Origin of the sequence: Pseudomonas sp. B16(2017), from assembly GCF_002113205.1 — a bacterium.
GTDB classification, from domain to species: domain Bacteria; phylum Pseudomonadota; class Gammaproteobacteria; order Pseudomonadales; family Pseudomonadaceae; genus Aquipseudomonas; species Aquipseudomonas pharyngis.
Window position 1 is genome coordinate 77,307 of the sequence record NZ_NEKA01000003.1, and the last position, 20,849, is coordinate 98,155.

Below are 20,849 nucleotides of genomic sequence, written 5' to 3' on the forward strand. Positions count from 1 at the left end.
CAATAATCACTCGAACAGCCGCCGGGCCCGCCACTAGACTGCGGGCCCGACGGGCCGTCTTATAAACCCTGCTCGACGAATGGAACGGTCAGCGCCAGTGCGCCATCCAGTGCGCCGGCGTCGACACCGCCGCCCTGCGCCATGTCCGGACGACCACCGCCCTTCCCGCCCACTGCCGCAGCAGCCTGTTTCATCAAATCACCGGCTTTGAGTTGGCCAGTCAGGTCCTTGGTCACGCCTGCGACCAGTACGACCTTTTCCTCATGGACACTGCCGAGCAGGATCACTGCGCGGCCGAGTTTGTTTTTCAGCTGATCGACCAGCGCCAGCAGCGCCTTGCCGTCCTGACCATCCAGACGCACGGCCAGCACTTTCACGCCCTTGACGTCCACAGCCGAAGCCGACAGATCGTCGCCCGCAGCGGCGGCAGCCTTGGCCTGCAACTGCTCGAGCTGCTTTTCAAGCGCACGGTTGCGCTCCAGCACCGCCGACAGCTTGTCGATCAGGTTGTCGCGGCTGCCCTTGACCAGGCTGGCCGCTTCCTTGAGTTGTTCTTCAGCAGCGTTCAAGTAAGCCAGCGCCGCAGCGCCAGTGACCGCTTCGATACGACGCACGCCCGATGCCACACCGCCTTCGCTGATGATTTTCAGCAGGCCGATGTCGCCGGTACGGTTGGCGTGGATACCGCCGCACAGTTCGACGGAGAAATCACCGCCCATGCTCAGCACGCGCACGTTGTCGCCATACTTCTCGCCGAACAGCGCCATCGCGCCTTTCTGCTTGGCGGTTTCGATGTCGGTTTCTTCGGTTTCAACGGCGGAGTTCTTGCGGATCTCGGCGTTGACGATGTCTTCCAGCGCCTTGATCTGCTCAGGCTTGATCGCTTCGAAGTGACTGAAGTCGAAACGCAGGCGCTGACTGTCGACCAGCGAGCCCTTCTGTTGAACGTGGTCGCCCAGCACTTTGCGCAGCGCAGCGTGCAGCAAGTGAGTGGCCGAGTGGTTCAGCGAAGTGGCGTGACGCACGTCGGCTTCGACGTGGGTTTCCACCGGTGCGCCAACGATCAGGCTGCCCGACGCCAGTACACCGTGGTGCAGGAACGCGCCGCCGGTCTTGGTGGTGTCGCGCACGTCGAAACGGCTGTTGCCGGCCTGCAGGTAACCGCAATCGCCAACCTGGCCGCCGGATTCGGCGTAGAACGGGGTCTGGTTCAGCACCACAACGCCTTCCTGCCCTTCACTCAAGACGTCCACGGACTGGCCATCTTTATAGAGCGCAACGACTTTTGCCGAACCGCTGGTGGCGTGGTAACCGGTGAATTCGGTGTCGACGTCTACCTTGACCAGGCTGTTGTAGTCCAGACCGAACGAGCTGGCGGAACGTGCACGGACGCGCTGGGCTTCCATTTCACGCTCGAAACCGGCTTCGTCGATGGTCAGGCTGCGCTCGCGGGCGATGTCCGCGGTCAGGTCCATCGGGAAACCGTAGGTGTCGTAGAGCTTGAACACCACGTCGCCCGGCACCACGTCGCCTTTGAGCTCGGCCAGATCCTGCTCGAGGATTTTCAGGCCCTGCTCCAGGGTCTTGGCGAACTGCTCTTCTTCGGCCTTCAGTACGCGCTCGATATGCGCCTGCTGGGATTTCAGTTCCGGGAACGCTTCGCCCATCTCGGCCACGAGTGCGGCAACGATCTGGTAGAAGAAGCTGCCCTTGGCGCCCAGCTTGTTGCCGTGACGGCAGGCGCGACGGATGATCCGGCGCAGCACATAACCGCGACCCTCGTTGGACGGCAGCACGCCGTCGGCAATCAGGAAGCCGCAGGAACGGATGTGGTCCGCCACGACTTTCAGCGACGCCTGATTGTCATTGCTGCAGCCGATGGCCTTGGCCGATGCGGCCAGCAGGCTCTGGAACAGGTCGATTTCATAGTTCGAGTGAACGTGCTGCAGCACGGCACTGATCCGCTCAAGACCCATGCCGGTGTCCACCGACGGCGCTGGCAGCGGGTGCAACACGCCATCGGCGGTGCGGTTGAACTGCATGAACACGTTGTTCCAGATTTCGATGTAACGGTCGCCGTCTTCTTCCGGCGAGCCCGGTGGGCCGCCCCAGATGTCGGCGCCGTGATCGTAGAAAATCTCGGTGCAAGGACCGCACGGGCCGGTATCGCCCATGGTCCAGAAGTTGTCGGACGCGTAAGGCGCGCCTTTGTTGTCGCCGATGCGCACCATGCGCTCGGCCGGCACACCGACTTCCTTGGTCCAGATGTCGTAAGCCTCGTCATCGCTGGCGTAGACGGTGACCCACAGCTTTTCCTTCGGCAGGTTCAGCCACTTCTCGGAGGTCAGGAAGTTCCAGGCGTAGGTGATGGCATCACGCTTGAAGTAGTCGCCGAAGCTGAAGTTACCCAGCATTTCGAAGAAGGTGTGGTGACGGGCGGTGTAACCGACGTTTTCCAGGTCGTTGTGCTTGCCGCCGGCGCGCACGCATTTCTGGCTGGAGACGGCGCGGGTGTACGCGCGCTTTTCCTGGCCCAGGAAGCAGTCCTTGAACTGGTTCATCCCCGCGTTGGTGAACAGCAGGGTGGGGTCGTTGCCCGGAATCAAAGAGCTGGAGGCTACACGGGTGTGGCCTTGCTCTTCGAAGAAGCGAAGGAAGGCTTCACGGATTTCTGCGCTTTTCATTAGGTTCTTCCACGGAGGCTGCGGCCAAAGGCCTGTACGAAACGTCAACAGACGAAACGACGGCAAAGGGCCGCATTATATCGGCCCTGCGCGCGGGGTACAGCGTGTTTATACGATAGAAACGGTCAATTGGGCCGCTAACGCTGTCACTTGCGCGAAAACTCGACGAATGTCGCGATCACTTGCTCGATTTGCGAGCGATTGACGTCCATGTGCGTGACCATCCGCAGCCGGGCGGCAGCGCTCAACTTGATCCCGCGCTCGGCGGCAAATGCCTTGATCGCCTCGGCACGGTCGCCCATCTGCACGTAAACCATGTTGGTCTGCACCGGCTCGACACTGAAACCGGCCTCGCGCAAGCCTTCAGCCAGCAACTGTGCGTTGGCATGGTCATCGGCCAGACGTTCGACATTGTGATCCAGCGCATACAGCCCCGCCGCCGCCAGCAGTCCGGCCTGACGCATGCCGCCACCGACCATTTTGCGCAGGCGCCGGGCCTTTGCAATCAACGCCGACGAACCGCACAGCACCGAACCGACCGGCGCGCCGAGGCCTTTGGACAGGCACACCGAGACCGAATCGAAATACTGGGTGATTTCCCGGGCATCGACTCCGAGCTTGACCGCCGCGTTGTACAGCCGCGCGCCGTCCAGATGCAGCTGAAGGCCATTGTCCTGAGTGAACTGACGGGCCCGGGCCAGATAGTCCAGCGGCAGCACTTTGCCCTGCATGGTGTTTTCCAGCGCCAGCAGGCGGGTGCGGGCGAAGTGGAAATCATCAGGCTTGATCGCCGCTGCCACCTGATCCAGGTCCAGCGAACCATCGGCCTGCACTTCCAGCGGCTGTGGCTGGATCGAGCCGAGCACCGCTGCGCCGCCACCCTCGTACTTATAGGTGTGCGCCTGCTGGCCGACGATGTACTCGTCACCACGCTCGCAGTGCGCCATCAAGCCCAGCAAATTGCTCATGGTGCCGGTCGGGACAAACAGCGCCGCAGCAAAACCCAGCCGTTTTGCCAGTTCGGCTTCCAGACGATTGACCGTCGGATCTTCGCCATACACGTCATCGCCGGTGTCGGCGCGGGTCATCGCGTCGAGCATGGCGGGGGTCGGTTGAGTGACGGTGTCGCTGCGAAGATCGATAACGCTCATGAACCTGGCCTCAAGTCAGCAGGGAAAATCCCTTTTCGAAGACGAATTACTGCGGGCATGGCGCGGATTAATCAACCCTTGCGCAAGGAAAAGTCGTTTTCACGCTTCGAATAATCCGATGGCAATCATCACAAAGGCGCAATGCACGGCCTGGCAATCTGTGTTAAAAACGCTGCGCCGCCCGATAAAGGGCGGCGAAACGTTCTCAGGGCGGGGTGCAATTCCCCACCGGCGGTAATTGCGCGCAATGCGCATAGCCCGCGAGCGCTTGGTGACGGGCACGGCAAAAGCCGTGAGCGGCGGCAAGGTCAGCAGACCCGGTGTGATTCCGGGGCCGACGGTCACAGTCCGGATGAAGAGAGAACGGGATTGACGCCAAAGGGCCGTCCGCCGTGTATGCGCGAGCGTGCGTACCCTTGAATCCCTTTCGATTCATAACGCCCTGTTTTTCACACAAACAGGAGTCAGAACATGCAACCCACCGCTATCGACAGCAAAAGCAAACACCCTCACGGCGAGCGCGTCGCGTTCATCCAGGCCTGCTGGCACAAGGAAATTGTCGACCAGAGCCGTAAAGGCTTCCTCGCCGAAATGATCGCTCAGGGCTATCAGGAATCGGACATCGATTTCTTTGAAGTCGGCGGCGCCTTTGAAATGCCCCTGCACGCCAAGCTGCTGGCCAAGACCGGTCGTTATGCCGGTATCGTTGCGGCGGCCCTGGTGGTGGACGGCGGGATCTACCGTCACGAGTTCGTCGCCCAGTCGGTGGTCAGCGGCCTGATGCAGGTGCAGCTGGAAACCGAAGTACCGGTGTTTTCGGTGTCGCTGACCCCGCACCACTTCCATGCCGGCGAAGAACACCAGAAGTTCTTCTTCGAGCATTTCGTGCACAAGGGTCAGGAAGCGGCGAAGACCTGCGCCGATACGTTGCAGAAAGTGCGTGCGTTGCGTCGTACCGAGCCGCGTGCAGTTGCGGTGTAAACCGATCCGGAACTGAGTGAGGTCTCAGCCTCACTCAAATCCAAATGTGGGAGCGGGCTTGCTCGCGAAGGCGGTGTGTCAGTAATAGATGTGTCACTGACACACCGCCTTCGCAAGCAAGCCCGCTCCCACAGTGGTTTATGTCGAACCGAAAATAGGGTCAGGCAAGATTTTCGTCAGTGGTCGGCACGATCAGAATGCCCGCTCGCAGGCCGTTCTTGACCTTGGGATTGGGGAAGATAATCCGCGCGCCCTGCTCTTCGATGATCCAGCGGGTATTGGCCAGATCTTCGGCCAGCACATAACCCACATCCAGTTCCGAAAAGTTTTCGATGTCCGCCGGCAGGTTCAGGCGGAACGCATCGCTGTGCTTGATGATTTCCCGGGCCACGCTGAACAGTTGCAGACCATCCAGACCCTGCTCGGCCATCTCTGGCTCGGTGCCTTCGATGATCTGCTTCAGACGGGTTTCCAGCAGCGACACATTGACCCCGGCGTTCTGCCCGAATGGTCGCGCCTTGCCCAGTTCCAGGGTAAAGGACTCGGCCCCCAGCTTGTCGTAGGTGTAGGAGCTGAACACGATCGACGGTTTGTTCTGCAACAGCACCGCTTCCATGCCGGCGGCGCGCAGACGGGCCAGTTCAAGACGGGAATGCTGGCGACCTTCCTTCCACGGATACAAAGCGAACTGCTCGATCTTCGAACCGCGAATCGCCGTGTGCAGGTCGTAGTGCAGGCGCTGACGATCAGGAAGACTGAAGAAACTCGCCGCCAGCCGTTCCAGCTCGCAGGCACGCAGGGCTTCGGAACCGCTGCTTTGTTCGTGACGGCCATTGAACAGCCGATTGACGTCCTGCTCGACGAAACGCTCGCCCTTGCGAATCGCTTCCGGGTTGCCGAACAGGAACAGAATACGTGCGCGCGGCTTCAGATCGCCGCGAGCGATGTCATGCAGCAACCGGTCGAGCAATTCGATCGGTGCCGTTTCGTTGCCGTGGATGCCTGCCGACAGCAGCAGGTCCAGGCCATTGTCGCGCGCTTCGGGTGGCCGGACTTCCAGCGCACCCTCGCTCAACCAGCGCATGCGCACGCCTTCGACAGTCAGTTGAGTCTTCTCCGCCGGTTCGCGGCCGGCGAGGGTCAGTTCAAGCAGTTTGCCGAGGGCGAGCATAGAGCGGTTTCCTTAGTGGTCGTGGTTGCAATCCGGGCCGTGCACGTGGCCGTCGTCGCCGAGGTCAGCCGGTTCCATCTCCAGTTGCAGACTTACCAGATTAGTCGCCAATGGGCGCAACAGCAGGTTGGCGTACTCTTCGTCGCCCTCTTCGACGTCCACGCCGATCAGCAGTTGGCCGCGGCCGTCCTGCTGGATCCACAGCTCTTTGCCTTGCCACATGACCGCGACGCGGGTGCAGGAAGTTTCCAGTTGCTTGCCGTCGGTGTCTTCAAGGATCAGCCGCAGGGAATCGCTCATGTCTTTTTTACGCTCTGTTGGGGGAGAAAAGCCGCGCGCCGCGTTCAGGCGGCGCGCCGGCCATCAATTGATCTGGAATGGATAAACCGCGCCCAGTTTAAGGATTTGCGTCAGTTCATCCAGTGCCGTCCGGCATTCAAGCAGCAACTGCGGATCCGCCAGATCGTTTTCGGTCAGGCGGTCGCGGTAGTGCTTTTCAACCCATGCGGTCAACGAACCGTACAACGGGGCGGTCATGATAACCCCTGGGTTGACGGCCGCCAGCTCGGTTTCGTTGAGCGCGACGCGCAGTCGCAGGCACGCCGGGCCACCGCCGTTCTGCATGCTTTGCTTGAGGTCGAAGACTTTCACTTCACGGATCAGGCCGCCGGAGCTGGTCAGGCCTTGCAGGTAATTCCACACGCGCTCGTTGCCACGGCATTCTTCCGGCACGATCAGCAGCATCGAACCGTCAGGGCGCGACAGCAGCTGGCTGTTGAACAGGTAGGAACGCACGGCGTCGTCCACGGTGACCGCCGAACGCGGCACACAGACCGACTGGAACTTGCCGCCGACCTTGGCCAGTTTGGCTTGCAGTTCGGCCAGCATCTGATCGGTGTCGAGGAACGCGTCCTCGTGATAGAACAGCACCTCGCCGTTGCCCACCGCGATCACGTCGTTGTGGAACACGCCTTGGTCGATAACGGCCGGATTCTGCTGCGCGTAGACCACGCCATCGTCACGCAGGCCGTGCAAACGAGCGACTGCTTGCGAGGCTTCGAGGGTCTGGCGCGCCGGATACTTTTGCGGTGCCGGATAGCGGGTGTCGAACGCACTGCGACCGAACACGAAGAACTCGACGCCAGCCTCGCCGTACTCACGGCAGAAACGCGTGTGGTTCGCTGCGCCTTCGTCGCCGAACTGCGCCACCGCCGGCAATGCGGCGTGGTGTGCGAAGTGCTGCTGGTTGGCGAACATCGCGCCCAGCACACGACTGGTGGTCGGGTGCTCGATGCTGCGGTGATATTTGCAGTTCAGGTTGGCGGCGGTGAAATGCACGCGACCGTCAGCGGTGTCGGCACTCGGGCTGACCGTGGCGGCGTTGGCCACCCACATGCTCGACGCCGAGCAACTGGCGACCAGCAGCGGCATCGCTTCTTTGGCGGCGCGCTCGATCACCTGAGCGTCGGTACCGCTGAAACCCAAACGGCGCAAAGCAGCCACGTCCGGACGCTCCTGCGGTGCGAGCACGCCTTGCTGAAAGCCCATTTCCATCAGCGCTTTCATTTTCGCCAGACCTTGCAGCGCCGCTTCCTTGGGGTTCGAGGATTGCTGGCTGTTGCTCTGGGACGCAACGTTGCCGTAGGACAGACCACCGTAGTTATGGGTCGGCCCCACTAGACCGTCAAAATTGACTTCATAGGATTTCATCAGCGAGGCTCCACGAGAATCTGTTTTTATAGGCATCAAATAACAATCGAGTGCAATCGAGGCGCGACGCGCCTCACACCATCTTCACGCCAGGCGTCAGGGCCGCCGGCAACACCAGGCTTGGAGTTTCCAGCGAGGCTACCGGGTACGCGCAGTAATCCGCCGCGTAGTAGGCGCTGGCGCGATGGTTGCCCGAAGCGCCGACACCGCCGAACGGTGCGCTGCTCGCAGCCCCCGTCAGTTGCTTGTTCCAGTTGACGATCCCGGCACGGCTTTCCAGCCAGAACTGCTGATAGCGCTCTTCGGAATCCGACAGCAAGCCAGCGGCCAGACCGAATGCAGTGTCGTTGGCTTCGGCAATCGCGGCTTCGAAATCGCTGTAGCGAATTACTTGCAGCAGCGGACCGAACAGTTCTTCGTCGGAACGATCGGCAACCGCCGTCACATCAACGATGCCCGGAGTCAGCAGCGCCGACTGCGCCTGCGGCTGAGTCATCGCCAGCAACGACACCGCGCCATTGGCCAGCAGATGCGCCTGGGCATCCATCAACGCTTTCGCCGCGCCAAGGGAAACCACCGAGCCCATGAATGGCGCCGGCTGCTGGTCGAACGCGCCGACCTCGATGGTCGAGCTGACTTCCACCAGACGCTTGAGCAGGCTGTCGCCCCACGCGCCTTGCGGCACCAGCAGACGACGGGCGCAGGTGCAACGCTGACCGGCGGAAATGAACGCCGACTGAATGATCGTGTAAACCGCCGCATCAAGATCAGCGACCTGATCGACCACCAACGGGTTGTTGCCGCCCATTTCCAGCGCAAGAATCTTGTCCGGACGACCGGCGAATTGCTGATGCAGGTGATTGCCGGTACGGCTGGAACCGGTGAAGAACAGACCGTCGATGCCCGGGTTCGCCGCCAGTGCGATACCGGTTTCGCGGGCGCCTTGCAGCAGGTTCAGGACACCGGCCGGCAGACCGGCTTCGATCCAGCACTTGACCGTCAGCTCGGCGACTTTCGGGGTCAGCTCGCTTGGCTTGAACAGCACGCTGTTACCGGCCAGCAGCGCCGGCACGATGTGGCCATTCGGCAAATGGCCAGGGAAGTTGTAAGGGCCGAACACCGCGACTACGCCGTGCGGCTTGTGGCGCAACACGGCGGTGGCGTCGCCCAACGGGCCGCTCTTCTCGCCGGTCCGTTCGCGGTAGCTCTGCACCGAGATCGCGATCTTGTTGACCATGCTGGTGACTTCGGTCGCGGCTTCCCACAGCGGTTTGCCGGTTTCCTCACCGATGGTGCGGGCCAGCTCATCAGCGTGGTTTTTCAGCGCGGCGGCGAACGCTTCGAGCACGCTGATGCGATCTTCCAGGGTACGACGGGCCCAGCTTGGGAACGCCTGACGCGCAGCCTGCACGGCCGACTCGACCTGAGTGGCAGTGGCGCCCTCCCCCGACCACAGCACTTGCTGGGTTACCGGGTTCAGCGATTGAAAGGCCTCGCCCTGACCGGCCAGCCACTCACCTGCGATGTATAGCGAATTCATTATTTCGACTCCCGGGCAGCGGACAACGCCACGGCGCGCACCTGATCGCCAGCGTTGAGTTGAAGACGTTTGGCGGTCAGCGGATCGACCACCAGGGTGCCGGCGGCCAGACGGGCCGGCGCCGCCGTGATGCGGCAATCTTCGCGTTTGCGGTTATGGATGATGAACGGCGTGGCGTCGTCGCCCGGCGTGCCGATGGCCAGCACCAGCGCCTCGCTGTCACGCACCGCGCGGATCTTGCTGGTCTCGCACTCGATGGCCGGGCCGGCGTCGAAGATGTCGACGTAACCCTGATAGCTGAAGCCTTCGCTCTTGAGCATCGCCAGCGCGGGCTCGGTGTCCGGGTGCACCTGGCCGATGACGTTGCGCGCGTCCGGCGACAGGAAGCAGGTGTACAGCGGGAATTTCGGCATCAGTTCGGCGATGAACGCCTTGTTGCCGACGCCGGTCAGGTAATCGGCCTGGCTGAATTCCATCTTGAAGAAGTGCCGGCCCAGGCTTTCCCAGAACGGCGAACGACCGGCGTCATCCGACACGCCGCGCATCTCGGCAATGATCTTGTTGCCGAACAGTTGCGGGAATTCGGCGATGAACAGCATCCGCGCCTTGGACAACATGCGGCCGTTGAGGCCGGTGCGGTAATCGGCGTGCAGGAACAGCGAGCACAGCTCGGAGTTGCCGGTCAGGTCGTTGGCCAGGAACAGCGTCGGGATCTCGCGATAGATGTTCAGCTCCTGCGAGGCGCTGACGGTCAGGCCGACGCGGAAGTTGTACCAAGGCTCGCGCAGACCGACGGCGCCGGCGATGGCGGAAATCCCCACCACGCGACCGTTGTCGTCTTCGAGCACGAACAGGTAGTCCGCGTCGCCACGGCCGGCTTCACCGCGAAAGGTCTTCTCGGCCCAGCCGACCCGGTGGGTCAGGCGCTCTTCGTTGGCCGGCAATGTGGTCAGGCCGGTGCCGGTGCTGCGGGCCAGGTCGATCAGAGCGGACAAATCGCTGCTGCGTACGGGACGAACAATCATGCTATCTCCTCAAACGGGCCGCCGTGGCCACCCGTGAAACTCGCTAAGGCGTTAAACCGCCACCAGGCGCACGCTGGCACCTTCACCGACGCCCAGGGCTTCGGCCGCTTCCAGATCCAGGGTCACCGGTTTGCCCGGCGCGTAATCCAGCTCCAGCAATACCGCGCGGTAATCCTGCAACTGGGCGTTGGCCACCAGATACTGGCGCCCGGCACCTTTGACCGGCTCGCCGAGCTTCACCGGCACCACACGGCTCTGGGCGATCGAACGGATCCCCGAAACACGCGCATGCAGGGTCGGGCCACCGTCAAAGATGTCGATGTAGTGATCGGTCTCGAAGCCTTCACGCATCAGGATGTCGAAGGTGATCTGCGCACGCGGGTGTACCTGGCCCATCGCTTCCTGAGCGGAGTCCGGCAGTAGCGGCACGTAGATCGGGTAGTGCGGCATCAGCTCGGCGAGGAACGTACGGCTTTTCAGGCCACACAGACGTTCGGCCTCGGCGTAGTTCAGATCGAAGAAGTTGCGACCGATGGCGTCCCAGAATGGCGAGTCGCCGTTCTCGTCGCTGTAACCGACGATCTCGGTCACCACCGAATCGGCGAACCGCTCCGGGTGGCTGGCGACGAACAGCAGACGGCCACGGGAGTTGAGCTCGGCCCACGGCGAACCCACCAGCTCGCGCTGCACGTAGAAACTGGTCAGCAAGCTGTTGCCGGTCAGGTCGTGGCATTGCGAGAGGACGTGGATCTTGTTGTGGATCTTCAGCTCGCGGGAAGCATGCACGAAGGTCTCGTTGCGAAAGCTGTAGAACGGCTCGGAATAACCGGCCGAAGCGACGATTGCCGAGCAACCCACCAGTTTGCCGGTAGCAGTGTCTTCGAGGACGAAGAAGTAACTCTCTTCGCCGTTGAAGCTCACTTCGGCCGCAAACGAGGCTTCGCTCGCAGCGATCTTGTCGCTCAAGCGTTCAACGTCATCCGGCAAGGAAGTGACACCAATCGGGCTGTCCGCAGCCAGACGCTGTACCTCGCCCAGATCAGCCATTTGCGCGGGGCGCATCACCAGCATGGTGTCACTCCTTTCTCTTATCAATTCACAGAAAAATAACCGGTCAGCTACTGCATACACAGAGATCAGTGTGGGAGCGGGCTTGCTCGCGAAAGCGGATTGTCAGTCAACATTTTCGCTGTCTGACCCACCGCTTTCGCGAGCAAGCCCGCTCCCACATTTGATTTTGCCCGGCATCAAAATTGGGTTCGGCGCCTGATCAAGTCAGACGCCGAAGGGTCTATCAGGCTTGCGTCAGTTTCGCCGCAGCACGTTCGAAGCGGTCCAGACCGGCGTCGATGTCCGCGTCTTCAACCACCAGGCTCGGGGCGAAACGGATCACGTCCGGGCCGGCCTGCAGAATCATCAGGCCTTCTTGTTCGGCGGCGTTGAAGATGTCCTTGGCCTTGCCTTTCCAGGCATCGCTCAGCACGCAACCGATCAGCAGACCGAGACCGCGCACCTGGGTGAACAGGCCGTACTTCTCGCCGATCTGCTGCAGGCGGGTCTTGAACTTGTCGTGCTTGGCGTTGACGCCGTTCAGCACCTCAGGGGTGTTGATCACGTCGATCACCGCTTCAGCCACGGCGCACGCGAGCGGGTTGCCGCCGTAGGTGGTGCCGTGAGTGCCGACGACCAGATGCTTGGCCAGCGCTTCGGTGGTCAGCATCGCGGCGATCGGGAAACCGCCGCCCAGGCTCTTGGCGCTGGTCAGGATGTCCGGAACCACACCGAAATGCTGGTAGGCGAACAGGTTGCCGGTGCGGCCCATGCCGGTCTGCACTTCGTCGAACACCAGCAGCGCGTTGTTGGCGTCGCACAGTTCACGGGCGCCTTGCAGGTAAGCCAGCTCGGCCGGCAGCACGCCGCCTTCACCCTGGATCGGCTCCAGAACAACCGCGCAGGTCTTGTCGGAAACAGCGGCTTTCAGCGCTGCCAGATCGTTGTACGGCACATGGGTGATGCCGGTGATTTTCGGGCCGAAACCGTCGGAGTACTTCGACTGGCCACCGACGTTCACGGTGAACAAAGTACGGCCGTGGAAGCTGTTGAGCGCGGCGATGATTTCGTACTTTTCGGTGCCGAAACGGTCGAACGCGACGCGACGGGCCAGCTTGAAGGCGGCCTCGTTGGCTTCGGCGCCGGAGTTGCAGAAGAACACGCGCTCGGCAAAGGTGGCGTCGATCAGCTTGTGCGCCAGACGCAGGGCCGGCTCGTTGGTGAACACGTTGGACACGTGCCACAGCTTGTTCGCTTGCTCGGTCAAGGCACCGACCAGCGCCGGATGCGCGTGACCCAATACGTTGACGGCGATACCGCCGGCGAAGTCGATCAGCTCGCGGCCGGCCTGATCCCAGACGCGGGAACCGGCGCCACGCACCGGAATGAAAGCGGCAGGCGCGTAGTTGGGAACCATAACCTGGTCGAAATCGGCGCGTTGTACCGCAGCGTGCTCAACGGACATCGGAGTCTCCTGATGAGGGCCACCCGCCTGAAACTGGCGAGCGATGGGGGGATTGTAAGGACAGTTTTGTGCCCGGCCTTGCCGCCAAGCGACAACTTCTTATAGCGCAAACCCCGGATTTTCCCGGGTTTACGGCAATGCGACATATACCGTCGCAAAGGCGCAGTTTAAACCGTCGACGACAATTGCAGCAGGCCTGCGAGGATATCAATTCCACAGCTTGTCGCTGCGATAACTATGTACCGCACTTCATCGTGCGCATTTTGATTCGCTTGGCACTTTTCCAGACGCCAAGGCGCAATCACCATGCAATCACCGACCGAAAAACCACCTGTGCCTCCTCTGGCTTCCGAGTACGCCCCGCTTCATTCGCCGCCACACTATCAACCCCTTCTCAATGGCATCCCTGAATGGCTGGGCAAGTCCTCGCAAACCAGGCGCGACGCACTGAAAAATGCGCGCAGAACAATTCCCGACACATTCAAGTTGGCACCACGGGCACAACACCTCGCGCTACGCGCCGCCATCGCAGATCACATGCAGGTGCAAAACAGTGTCGATCAGTTGCTGGAAGGCGTGCAGGACGCCCACACTTTTGCCGAACCCCTGCTGAAAACCGGGTTGAAATCACGCTACGGTCTTGAGCTGGATGTGAAGGAAACTTTCCTGCGCCTCTATATTCCGATCACGCCGCCCGGCCTTTCCATCCGCACCGGCGTACGGGTCTGGACGGTTTCCTTGCTGGACGCGGCGCTGCACAACTTCGAAGAACATGAAACACGAGCCGACGCCTACGACAGCGACTCCTGCTTCATCAGCAAACCGTCCGCCACGGGACAGTTCGAGACGCTGCCGGCGCTCGGCACACAAATTGGCATTCCTGCTTTCACTCGCCTGTGCCGGGAGCTGGATATCGGCGCAGGCTACAAGCGCTACCTTGAAACCAGCCTCGGTATCTCCGATCCTGCCGTGGCCGCTGAATTGACCCCGAAGGTCAAGGCGACCCAGATCGCAGGCCTCAAAGCCGCGCTTGAGCTGGCGCGCCTCAACCGGGATATCGACGAACGCTGGTATCGCCTGATCGGTGGCCTGAGCGACGGTTTGCAGGGCATGCGGGTGAACGGCCAAACCCTGCGCTGTCACGATCTGACGATGATGTCGGCAGAGCTGGCAGGTATCGTGATTTTTGCGCCGGACCTTGAACAGGCAAGCAGACCGGCTGGCGTGGTGGCCTACGTGCCAGACGACCCTGAACACCCGGTCAAATACTATGCCTCGACCGCCGATCTGGAGAAGGAACTCACCCGTCAGTTGCGCTCCCCGCAGTATCAGCGATTTTTCAGCGGATTCGTCGCCCATGACCAGCGGGGGCATTTCTTCTCCGAGCTGAACCGGCGCCTGAGCCAAGTGAAATGGCACGCCCCCGAACCCGGCAACCCGCAGCCCACTTGGCGCGATACCCCCATCGAGCACCCCAAGCTGCAACTGGCGATCAGCGCCATCGCTGGCGACCTGTCGGAACACCTTTACCAACGCAAGCTGAACAAGATACTCAACGATGCCGCCACCCTTGCCGTCCCGACCGCGGCCGTCGACCGCAATGCCCGCTGGGCACGATGGGATTCCTTTGTCAGCGTGGCGACGTCGATTCTCCAGATTGCCGCGTTTGTCGTGCTGCCCTTCGTGCCGTTCCTGGGTGAAATGATGATGGCTTACATGGCCTATCAGTTTCTCGACGAGGTATTCGAGGGCATTGTCGATTGGGCTGAAGGATCGGCCACCGAGGCCGGCGAACAGTTGTTCGCCGCGCTGGAATCCCTGGTGCAATTCGGCGCTTTCGGGATTGGCGGCAGTATCGCCCTGGCCGAACTTCCCAGGATACTGCCGGCCCCCGTCGTGGCCTTCATCGATCGTTTCCGGCCGGTCAAGTTGCGCAATGGCAAAACGCAGTATTGGAAGCCGGACCTGAAGCCCTATGAACAGCAGGCCCTGCCGCCCGATGGAAGCGTGCCGGACCCGTCCGGCCTGCATGAGTATCAAGGCCGCAAATGGCTGCCGGCCGAACAGGGGCACTACGCCGTCAGCCATTCGGGACAGCCGGACAAGTTGTACATCGAACATCCGAGCCGACCGGACGCGTATCGCCCTACCGTTTTCCACAACGGTGAAGGCGCCTTCCACACCGAGCTCGAGCGCCCGCTGGAATGGGACAGACCGACGGTATTGCAGCGCCTGGGTCCAAGTGTTGAATCGCTGCCCCCGGCGCGACGCGAACGCCTGCTCCAGGTCAGCGGTTGCGACGAAGACGTCCTGCGCAGGATGCACATGAACCGCGAGCCCATGCCGCCCTTGCTGGCCGACAGTCTCCAGCGTTTTCTGATTGATCGGGACTTGCAGGATTTCATCGACCGGATCGGCAGCAGCAAGGCCGAGGATTACCTCACCGCCGATCCGCTGATTCAACTCCAGCTTCTCAAGGATCAGCACCTGTGGCCCTCCGGCAGACGACTACGCCTGTTCAGCGAACAGGGCGACGTCGTCTGGCAATCCTCCACCGATCAACAGTTGCCGCTGACGGACATCCATGAGAACAGACTGACCGACGGCGACTTGCTCAAGACTCTGCTGCAGACACTCGACAACCACGAAATCAATACGCTGCTTGAAGAGGAATTCGGCCAGGTGATCGCCCTCGAAGTACGCACCCGAAACCTGCGTGCCCGTCTGACGCAGATCGCGACAACTGAACGCACGGCCTTGTTCGAGACGCGCTATCAGGCGCTTCAACACCGCGATGAACCGCTGGCAAGAACCGTGGCCCTGCACGAACCTCGCCTGCCGGCAAAAATCAGCGAAGCGCTGCTCAATACTGCCACGGGTTCAGAACTGTTGGAGATCGAAGCCGGAAACTGGCCCGCTCGGCAACAGGAACTGGCGCAAGAGGCCCGGCATGAACTGCGGGTGACTCGCGCCTACGAAGGGCTGGAGCTGGATTCGGTGCGCAATCCCGACTCCGACACCCTGGCGCTGCACAGCCTCCAGCGATTACCGGGCTGGTCTGGCGACGTACGTCTGGAGGTACGTTCCAGCTCCCCGCAAGGACAACTGCTCGACAGTACGGGGCCCGAATCGGCCGCCATCAGGAGGGTACTGGTACTCGACGCCAACGGTCGATGGAAGCCGTATGACCAGCAGGGCCTGGAGTTGCAGGGGACCGCCGATTTCTACACCTGCGTTCTGCAAGCCTTGCCGGACGCCCAGCGCCAGGCATTGAATCTGCACATCGGTGAAGGTGAAAAGCTCAGGCAGGCCCTGCGTGACAATCCGCTGCCACGCAGTGATCTGCGCCTGACGATTGTCGACGAGCCCCCTTCCCCGCCGGCCATCGAGACTCTGCGCCTGACCGGGGCACAAGGTTACGCCCGAGAAACGCCGCGCACCCCGCGCACTCTGGAAAACCGCATCAGGCAGGTGTACCCGAGACTGTTGCAGGGCGACTTGCAGGACATGGTCGCGCGACTGCAAGCCCACCCTGACGGGGCGAATGCAGAACTGTCGCGGCTCAGCCTCGAATACGCCCAGCTCGACAGCGACCTGAATCAGTGGATACACGCCGCTGCTCCCAACAATCCGGAAACCGGGCTCTCTCCGTCCCTCGCCCGACAGATGGCCACCCTGCGCGACCGCCAACTGTTCGCCCATCTTCTGCGCAAATGCTGGCGCAGAGAAACCCCGGAAGCGATCGGTTTCCGTCTGTTGTTTTCAGAGCCACTGCCGGGGGACTTGCCCGTCCTGAGCGCCAATTTCGATCACATCACCAACCTGGAACTGACCGGCACAGATAATCCCGGCGGCGTCGACGCATTTCTCCAGCGTTTCCCAAACTTGCAACGCCTGGCCCTGAACCATTTCGACCTGGACGACCTGCCGCAAAGTCTCCAGACGATGCCCTCGCTGCGACAACTGAGACTGCGCCAATGTGGCGTCGTTCTCACCCCACAAAACCAGCTGCTGCTGTCGTCACTCAACGAACTGACGGCGCTCGATCTGCAAGGTAACCCCTTGGGTATCACGATGGACGTCAACGGCCTTTCTGCGCTGACCTATCTCAATCTTATGGACACCGGTATTTCCGCACTGCCTGCCGGGCTGCTGGATCATCCGCGCATCAGAAGCGCCTGGCTGGCCGGCAATCAGATCACTTCGCTGCCCGATGTGCTGTTCGAGCTGTCGCCCAGCACCGGGGCGATATTCGATTTCGCCGGCAATCCACTTTCCAACGCCACGCGCGAACAGGTGAAAGTCTATTTCAACCGCACCGGCAATTACATGGGCGTGCGGCCAGAACAACCCGAGATCGACCGCACCAAAATGCTGTTCACCGACCTTAACGATCGGCAGGCCAGCGAGCTGATTTACCGACTTCCAGGCTCTCTCGCCCAAGGCCGGCTTCAGCTGGATCAATGGGAAGCCGAAATAACCCGTTTGACCGCGGACCTGACCAGCTGGGCCCGGGACATTCCGGACCGCAATCCACTCAGTGGCGAGACACTGACCTTCAATGAACGACTCGAAGAACACTTTGCCAGGGAAACGTTCGCCGGGCGCCTCGAACGGCTGTGGCGTCACCGATCCACGACTCAGCCGCTGGTACGGGCCGAAACCTTGACTGGGCAGGCAACATTCATGGGCGACATGCCCGTACTGAGTGCGGATTTCAGCCACATTCGCACGTTGTCCTTGAGTGGCAACAAATCGATCACCTCCACATCTTCATTCCTCGCCAGCTTCCCGCGGTTGACTACGCTGGTTCTGCGCGATTTCACACTTGACCGGATTGCGCAAACGCTCGCCCGCCTTCCAGCCCTCGAAGCGCTGGTCTTGAACAATTGCGGCGTGACTTTCAGTGCCGAAGCGCAAGCGGCACTGGCCGCCATGCCCGTGCTGGATTCCCTTGAGTTGCCCGGCAACCCATTGGGCGATTCACCCGATGTCGGCGCCTTGAGCCAACTCAACTACCTCGATCTTTCCAGCACGGGCATCAACGAAGCGCCAGTCGGCATGACTCGCCATCCGAACCTCAGAACGGCCATCGTCAGTGACAATCGGATCAGCGAATTTCCCGAGGACTTTTTTCAACTGCCGGCCACCGTCAGCGAAGGATTTGATTTTTCCGGCAACCCGCTGAGCGCTGAGACCCGGGAACGCATCAAGACCTACTCTCGGGAAATCGGTCCGGATTTCGGCGTACCTGCCGATGCAGCAGATATCGCAGCCACCAAAGCCCTGTTCCCCGCCCTGGACACCGAGGAAGCCAGCGACGTCTTCTATGGCTTGCCCGGCGACCTGGAACAGGGCCGCAGCCTGCTCAGGCACTGGAAGGCGGAAATCGAACAACTGGTCGCGGACCTCGAACAATGGAAGACCGCGATTCCCGCCTCACATCCGGTCAGCGGTCAACTGTTGAGCCCGGCAGAGATGTTCGTCGAGCACACCAGGAGAACAGCCTTTGCCGACCAACTGGAGCGGTTGTGGCACATGCGGTCTTCGGACAACCCCAGGCAGCGGCACGACACCCTGATAACGACGCTTACGTTCATCGGCGAGCTGCCTCGGTTGTCGGCGGACTTCAGCCATATTGCAGAGTTGTCAGTCCATGGAAGTACGACCCTGAGCGCCACCGACGCCTTTCTGGGTTCTTTCACCGGCTTACGCCATCTGGAGCTGCATGATTTCAACCTCGCAGAGATCCCGCGAGCCTGCGCACGAATGCCTTCGCTGCAACGCCTGATCCTGGAAAACTGCGGGTTGTCACTGACTTCGCCTGGCCAGACCATCCTTTCCCCTTTGAATGCCCTGCAGTATCTGAATCTGAGTCGCAACCCGCTGGGTGCGCCTCCACCTCTCGAGAGCCTACCGGCACTGACTCATTTGCGTCTGGTCGATACCCAACTGACCAGCGTGCCGGACGGCCTGCTCACACGCCCGCGCCTGACCGTCGCGATCCTCGATCGCAACCGGATCAGCGAACTGCCCGAAGACCTGTTCGATATTCCGGTGAACACCCCCCGACAATTCACCTTCGCCGACAACCCGCTGACCGCGGCCACTCGCGATCGGATCAAAGTCTGCTTCCAGCAGCACCGGCAGAACTTCGGCGTCTCAATGCCCAACGAAGATCTGGACCGGCTCATCGAACTGTTCCCGTCACTGGACCGCGAGGATGCCGAACGCGTCTTGTACCTGCTGCCGGGAACCATCGAGCAAGGGCGTGCACAAATTGCCCGCTGGGAATCAGAACGGCGGCAACTGGTCGACGAGCTGGACCGCTGGGTGAACGATATTCCCGAGCGTTTCCCCGCCACCGATGAAGTACTCAGTCAAATCGAACGCGATACCGAGCGTGCCGAACGCGAGGCCTTTCGCCTGGAACTCGAGGCGTTCTGGCGCGAACGACTGGAGGAAAATCCGGAAACACGGGCTGTAACACTGAGCCTCAATCTTGCGTTCATTGGCGACATGCCGTCCTTGAGCACTGACTTCAGCCACGTCACGGCGCTGTCGTTACACGGCAATTCACAACTGCGGATCAATGACAGCTTTCTGCACTGTTTTCCCGGCCTCGAAACCCTGGAGCTGCGGGAGCTGGCGTTGGGACGAATTCCACAATCGATCACCCGGATGCCTGCACTCGAGGAGCTGGCATTGAGTGACTGCGACGTGGTGCTGGACAGCGAAGGCCACACGGCTCTTGGAATGCTGACCCGACTCAAAAGCCTGGATCTCTATCGCAATCCGCTGGGCATGGTGCCTGACTTGCGCAACCTGCGAGCACTGGAGTACCTCGACCTGTCGGCGACGGCCATCACCGAACTTCCCACGGGACTGTTGAACCACCCCGCACTTGAAACGGTTGTACTCAACAACAACCGCATCACCGAGCTTCCCGAAGATGTCTTCGCCTTGCCGGCAGCCGTCGGCAATGGCTATGACTTCGGCGACAATCCCTTGAATGCCGCCACCCGTGACCGGATCAAGATTTACTATCGCCGTAACGGCGAAGACCTTGGGGTCATGGCCGAAATGACAGACCTGATCCGAGTCCAGACCCTGCACCCCGCCCTCGACGACGAACAGGCGAGCGCCTTCATCTACCGACTGGACGGCTCGCTGGCGGATGGGCGGAGCGAACTGACACGTCTTGAAACCGAACTGGCAACATTGCTGGGTGATCTTGCGGCATGGGAGGCCGACCTGCCGGTCCATGACATCAGCGGCCAGCCACTCAACGCCGCGGAGCGCCTGAAAGAAGAGCAAAACCGTGCGCGTTTCAAGGAGGAATTGCTGACCTGCTGGCGCAAGACACCGCTGGAAGGCGCGGATATCGAAGATCACCGCTTCGCGTCGAGCCTGCCGCTGCGAGGTGAACTGCCGACACTGACGGCGCAATTCGGCCACGTATCGGATCTGTACCTGCTCAGTGTCAGCGATCACTCGCCGCGCATCGGCCGTTTCCTGGAGGCGTTCCCCAGTCTTGATAGCCTCGATATCCGAGGCTACGACCTGAGAACCGTCCCCGAAGCCATCTTCAGGATGGGGCGTCTGACGTCGCTGAGCCTGCCGGAATGCAACATCACCCTGACGCCAAACGATGTGAACGGCTTGGCGGGGCTGCACACTCTCGAGCTCTTGCACCTGCAGGACAACCCGCTTGGACTGGCTCCCGACCTGAGCAACCTGCAGGCACTGACCGATCTGGACTTGAGCACGACCGGCATCCGCGAAATTCCCAGGGGTGCGCTTGGCAACTTCAACTGGATGGAAATCGATCTGTCAGGTAATGAAATCAGCGAAATGCCGGACGAACTGATGGAGGTACCGGCCTATGTCGGTGATCGCTACGATTTACGTGGCAACCCCTTTTCCATACGTGCGATGAACCGCATCCGAGCCTATTTCCAGGAGACGGGCAACACCCTGAACGTCGACGGTATTCTCGATCATCCGCCCCAGGTCATACGGCCCGGGGTCAATGTGGAGGACTGAGCAAGACCCGGAGCATCAGCTCTCTG

11 protein-coding genes and 1 riboswitch are annotated in these 20,849 nt (G+C 61.2%); of the genes, 2 read left to right on the plus strand and 9 right to left on the minus strand.

The genetic code is table 11. The features are described from left to right. Positions 1-59: 59 nt before the first annotated feature. Positions 60-2,684 carry an alanine--tRNA ligase gene (gene alaS / locus CAG25_RS05670; protein WP_039772080.1) on the minus strand — a complete coding sequence of 875 codons (2,625 nt, stop codon included), beginning with the start codon at positions 2,682-2,684 and terminating at the stop codon, positions 60-62. A 146-nt stretch (positions 2,685-2,830) separates the two neighbouring features. Further along, the gene (gene ltaE / locus CAG25_RS05675) at positions 2,831-3,835 is read right to left on the minus strand and encodes a low-specificity L-threonine aldolase (protein ID WP_085610730.1); all 1,005 of its coding nucleotides are present in this window, start codon (positions 3,833-3,835) and stop codon (positions 2,831-2,833) included. A 197-nt stretch (positions 3,836-4,032) separates the two neighbouring features. After that, positions 4,033-4,204, plus strand: a riboswitch (FMN riboswitch). 102 nt (positions 4,205-4,306) lie between these two features. On the opposite strand from ltaE, the gene CAG25_RS05680 reads away from it, so the two are divergent. Continuing rightward, positions 4,307-4,816 carry a 6,7-dimethyl-8-ribityllumazine synthase gene (locus CAG25_RS05680; RefSeq protein ID WP_039772077.1) on the plus strand — a complete coding sequence of 170 codons (510 nt, stop codon included), beginning with the start codon at positions 4,307-4,309 and terminating at the stop codon, positions 4,814-4,816. 160 nt (positions 4,817-4,976) lie between these two features. Here the strand turns inward: CAG25_RS05680 and astE are convergent, their stop codons facing one another. The 7 genes from astE to CAG25_RS05715 form a co-directional block, all read right to left on the minus strand. Then, positions 4,977-5,987: a succinylglutamate desuccinylase gene (gene astE / locus CAG25_RS05685; protein ID WP_007951052.1), complete on the minus strand. Its 1,011-nt coding sequence runs from the start codon at positions 5,985-5,987 to the stop codon at positions 4,977-4,979. A gap of 12 nt (positions 5,988-5,999) precedes the next feature. Further along, on the minus strand, positions 6,000-6,287 hold the full coding sequence (locus tag CAG25_RS05690; protein WP_085610731.1) for a topoisomerase II: 288 nt from the start codon (positions 6,285-6,287) through the stop codon (positions 6,000-6,002). Positions 6,288-6,350: 63 nt separating this feature from the next. Beyond that, positions 6,351-7,697 carry an N-succinylarginine dihydrolase gene (gene astB / locus CAG25_RS05695; protein WP_085610732.1) on the minus strand — a complete coding sequence of 449 codons (1,347 nt, stop codon included), beginning with the start codon at positions 7,695-7,697 and terminating at the stop codon, positions 6,351-6,353. A 73-nt stretch (positions 7,698-7,770) separates the two neighbouring features. Next, positions 7,771-9,240 carry a succinylglutamate-semialdehyde dehydrogenase gene (gene astD, locus CAG25_RS05700; RefSeq protein ID WP_178076448.1) on the minus strand — a complete coding sequence of 490 codons (1,470 nt, stop codon included), beginning with the start codon at positions 9,238-9,240 and terminating at the stop codon, positions 7,771-7,773. Further along, a complete protein-coding gene (gene astA, locus CAG25_RS05705; protein WP_064598805.1) occupies positions 9,237-10,262 on the minus strand; it encodes an arginine N-succinyltransferase in 1,026 nt (341 codons plus the stop codon). The genes astD and astA overlap by 4 nt, the downstream gene beginning before the upstream one ends. Before the next feature lie 51 nt (positions 10,263-10,313). Beyond that, positions 10,314-11,333, minus strand: coding sequence for an arginine/ornithine succinyltransferase subunit alpha (aruF, locus tag CAG25_RS05710; protein WP_064598807.1), 1,020 nt, complete (start codon positions 11,331-11,333; stop codon positions 10,314-10,316). Positions 11,334-11,556: 223 nt separating this feature from the next. Next, positions 11,557-12,777, minus strand: coding sequence for an aspartate aminotransferase family protein (locus CAG25_RS05715; protein ID WP_064598809.1), 1,221 nt, complete (start codon positions 12,775-12,777; stop codon positions 11,557-11,559). Between the two features lie 537 nt (positions 12,778-13,314). Here CAG25_RS05715 and CAG25_RS05720 point away from each other — a divergent pair. Beyond that, positions 13,315-20,823: a dermonecrotic toxin domain-containing protein gene (locus CAG25_RS05720; protein WP_256575313.1), complete on the plus strand. Its 7,509-nt coding sequence runs from the start codon at positions 13,315-13,317 to the stop codon at positions 20,821-20,823. Positions 20,824-20,849: the final 26 nt, after the last annotated feature.

Coding starts and splice junctions, on each gene's coding strand:
- CAG25_RS05720 (WP_256575313.1), top strand. CDS start 13,315: ATGCAGGTGCAAAACAGTGTCGATCAGTTGCTGGAAGGCGTGCAGGAC.
- CAG25_RS05690 (WP_085610731.1), bottom strand. CDS start 6,287: ATGAGCGATTCCCTGCGGCTGATCCTTGAAGACACCGACGGCAAGCAA.
- CAG25_RS05680 (WP_039772077.1), top strand. CDS start 4,307: ATGCAACCCACCGCTATCGACAGCAAAAGCAAACACCCTCACGGCGAG.
- aruF (WP_064598807.1), bottom strand. CDS start 11,333: ATGCTGGTGATGCGCCCCGCGCAAATGGCTGATCTGGGCGAGGTACAG.
- astB (WP_085610732.1), bottom strand. CDS start 7,697: ATGAAATCCTATGAAGTCAATTTTGACGGTCTAGTGGGGCCGACCCAT.
- astA (WP_064598805.1), bottom strand. CDS start 10,262: ATGATTGTTCGTCCCGTACGCAGCAGCGATTTGTCCGCTCTGATCGAC.
- ltaE (WP_085610730.1), bottom strand. CDS start 3,835: ATGAGCGTTATCGATCTTCGCAGCGACACCGTCACTCAACCGACCCCC.
- alaS (WP_039772080.1), bottom strand. CDS start 2,684: ATGAAAAGCGCAGAAATCCGTGAAGCCTTCCTTCGCTTCTTCGAAGAG.
- CAG25_RS05715 (WP_064598809.1), bottom strand. CDS start 12,777: ATGTCCGTTGAGCACGCTGCGGTACAACGCGCCGATTTCGACCAGGTT.
- astE (WP_007951052.1), bottom strand. CDS start 5,987: ATGCTCGCCCTCGGCAAACTGCTTGAACTGACCCTCGCCGGCCGCGAA.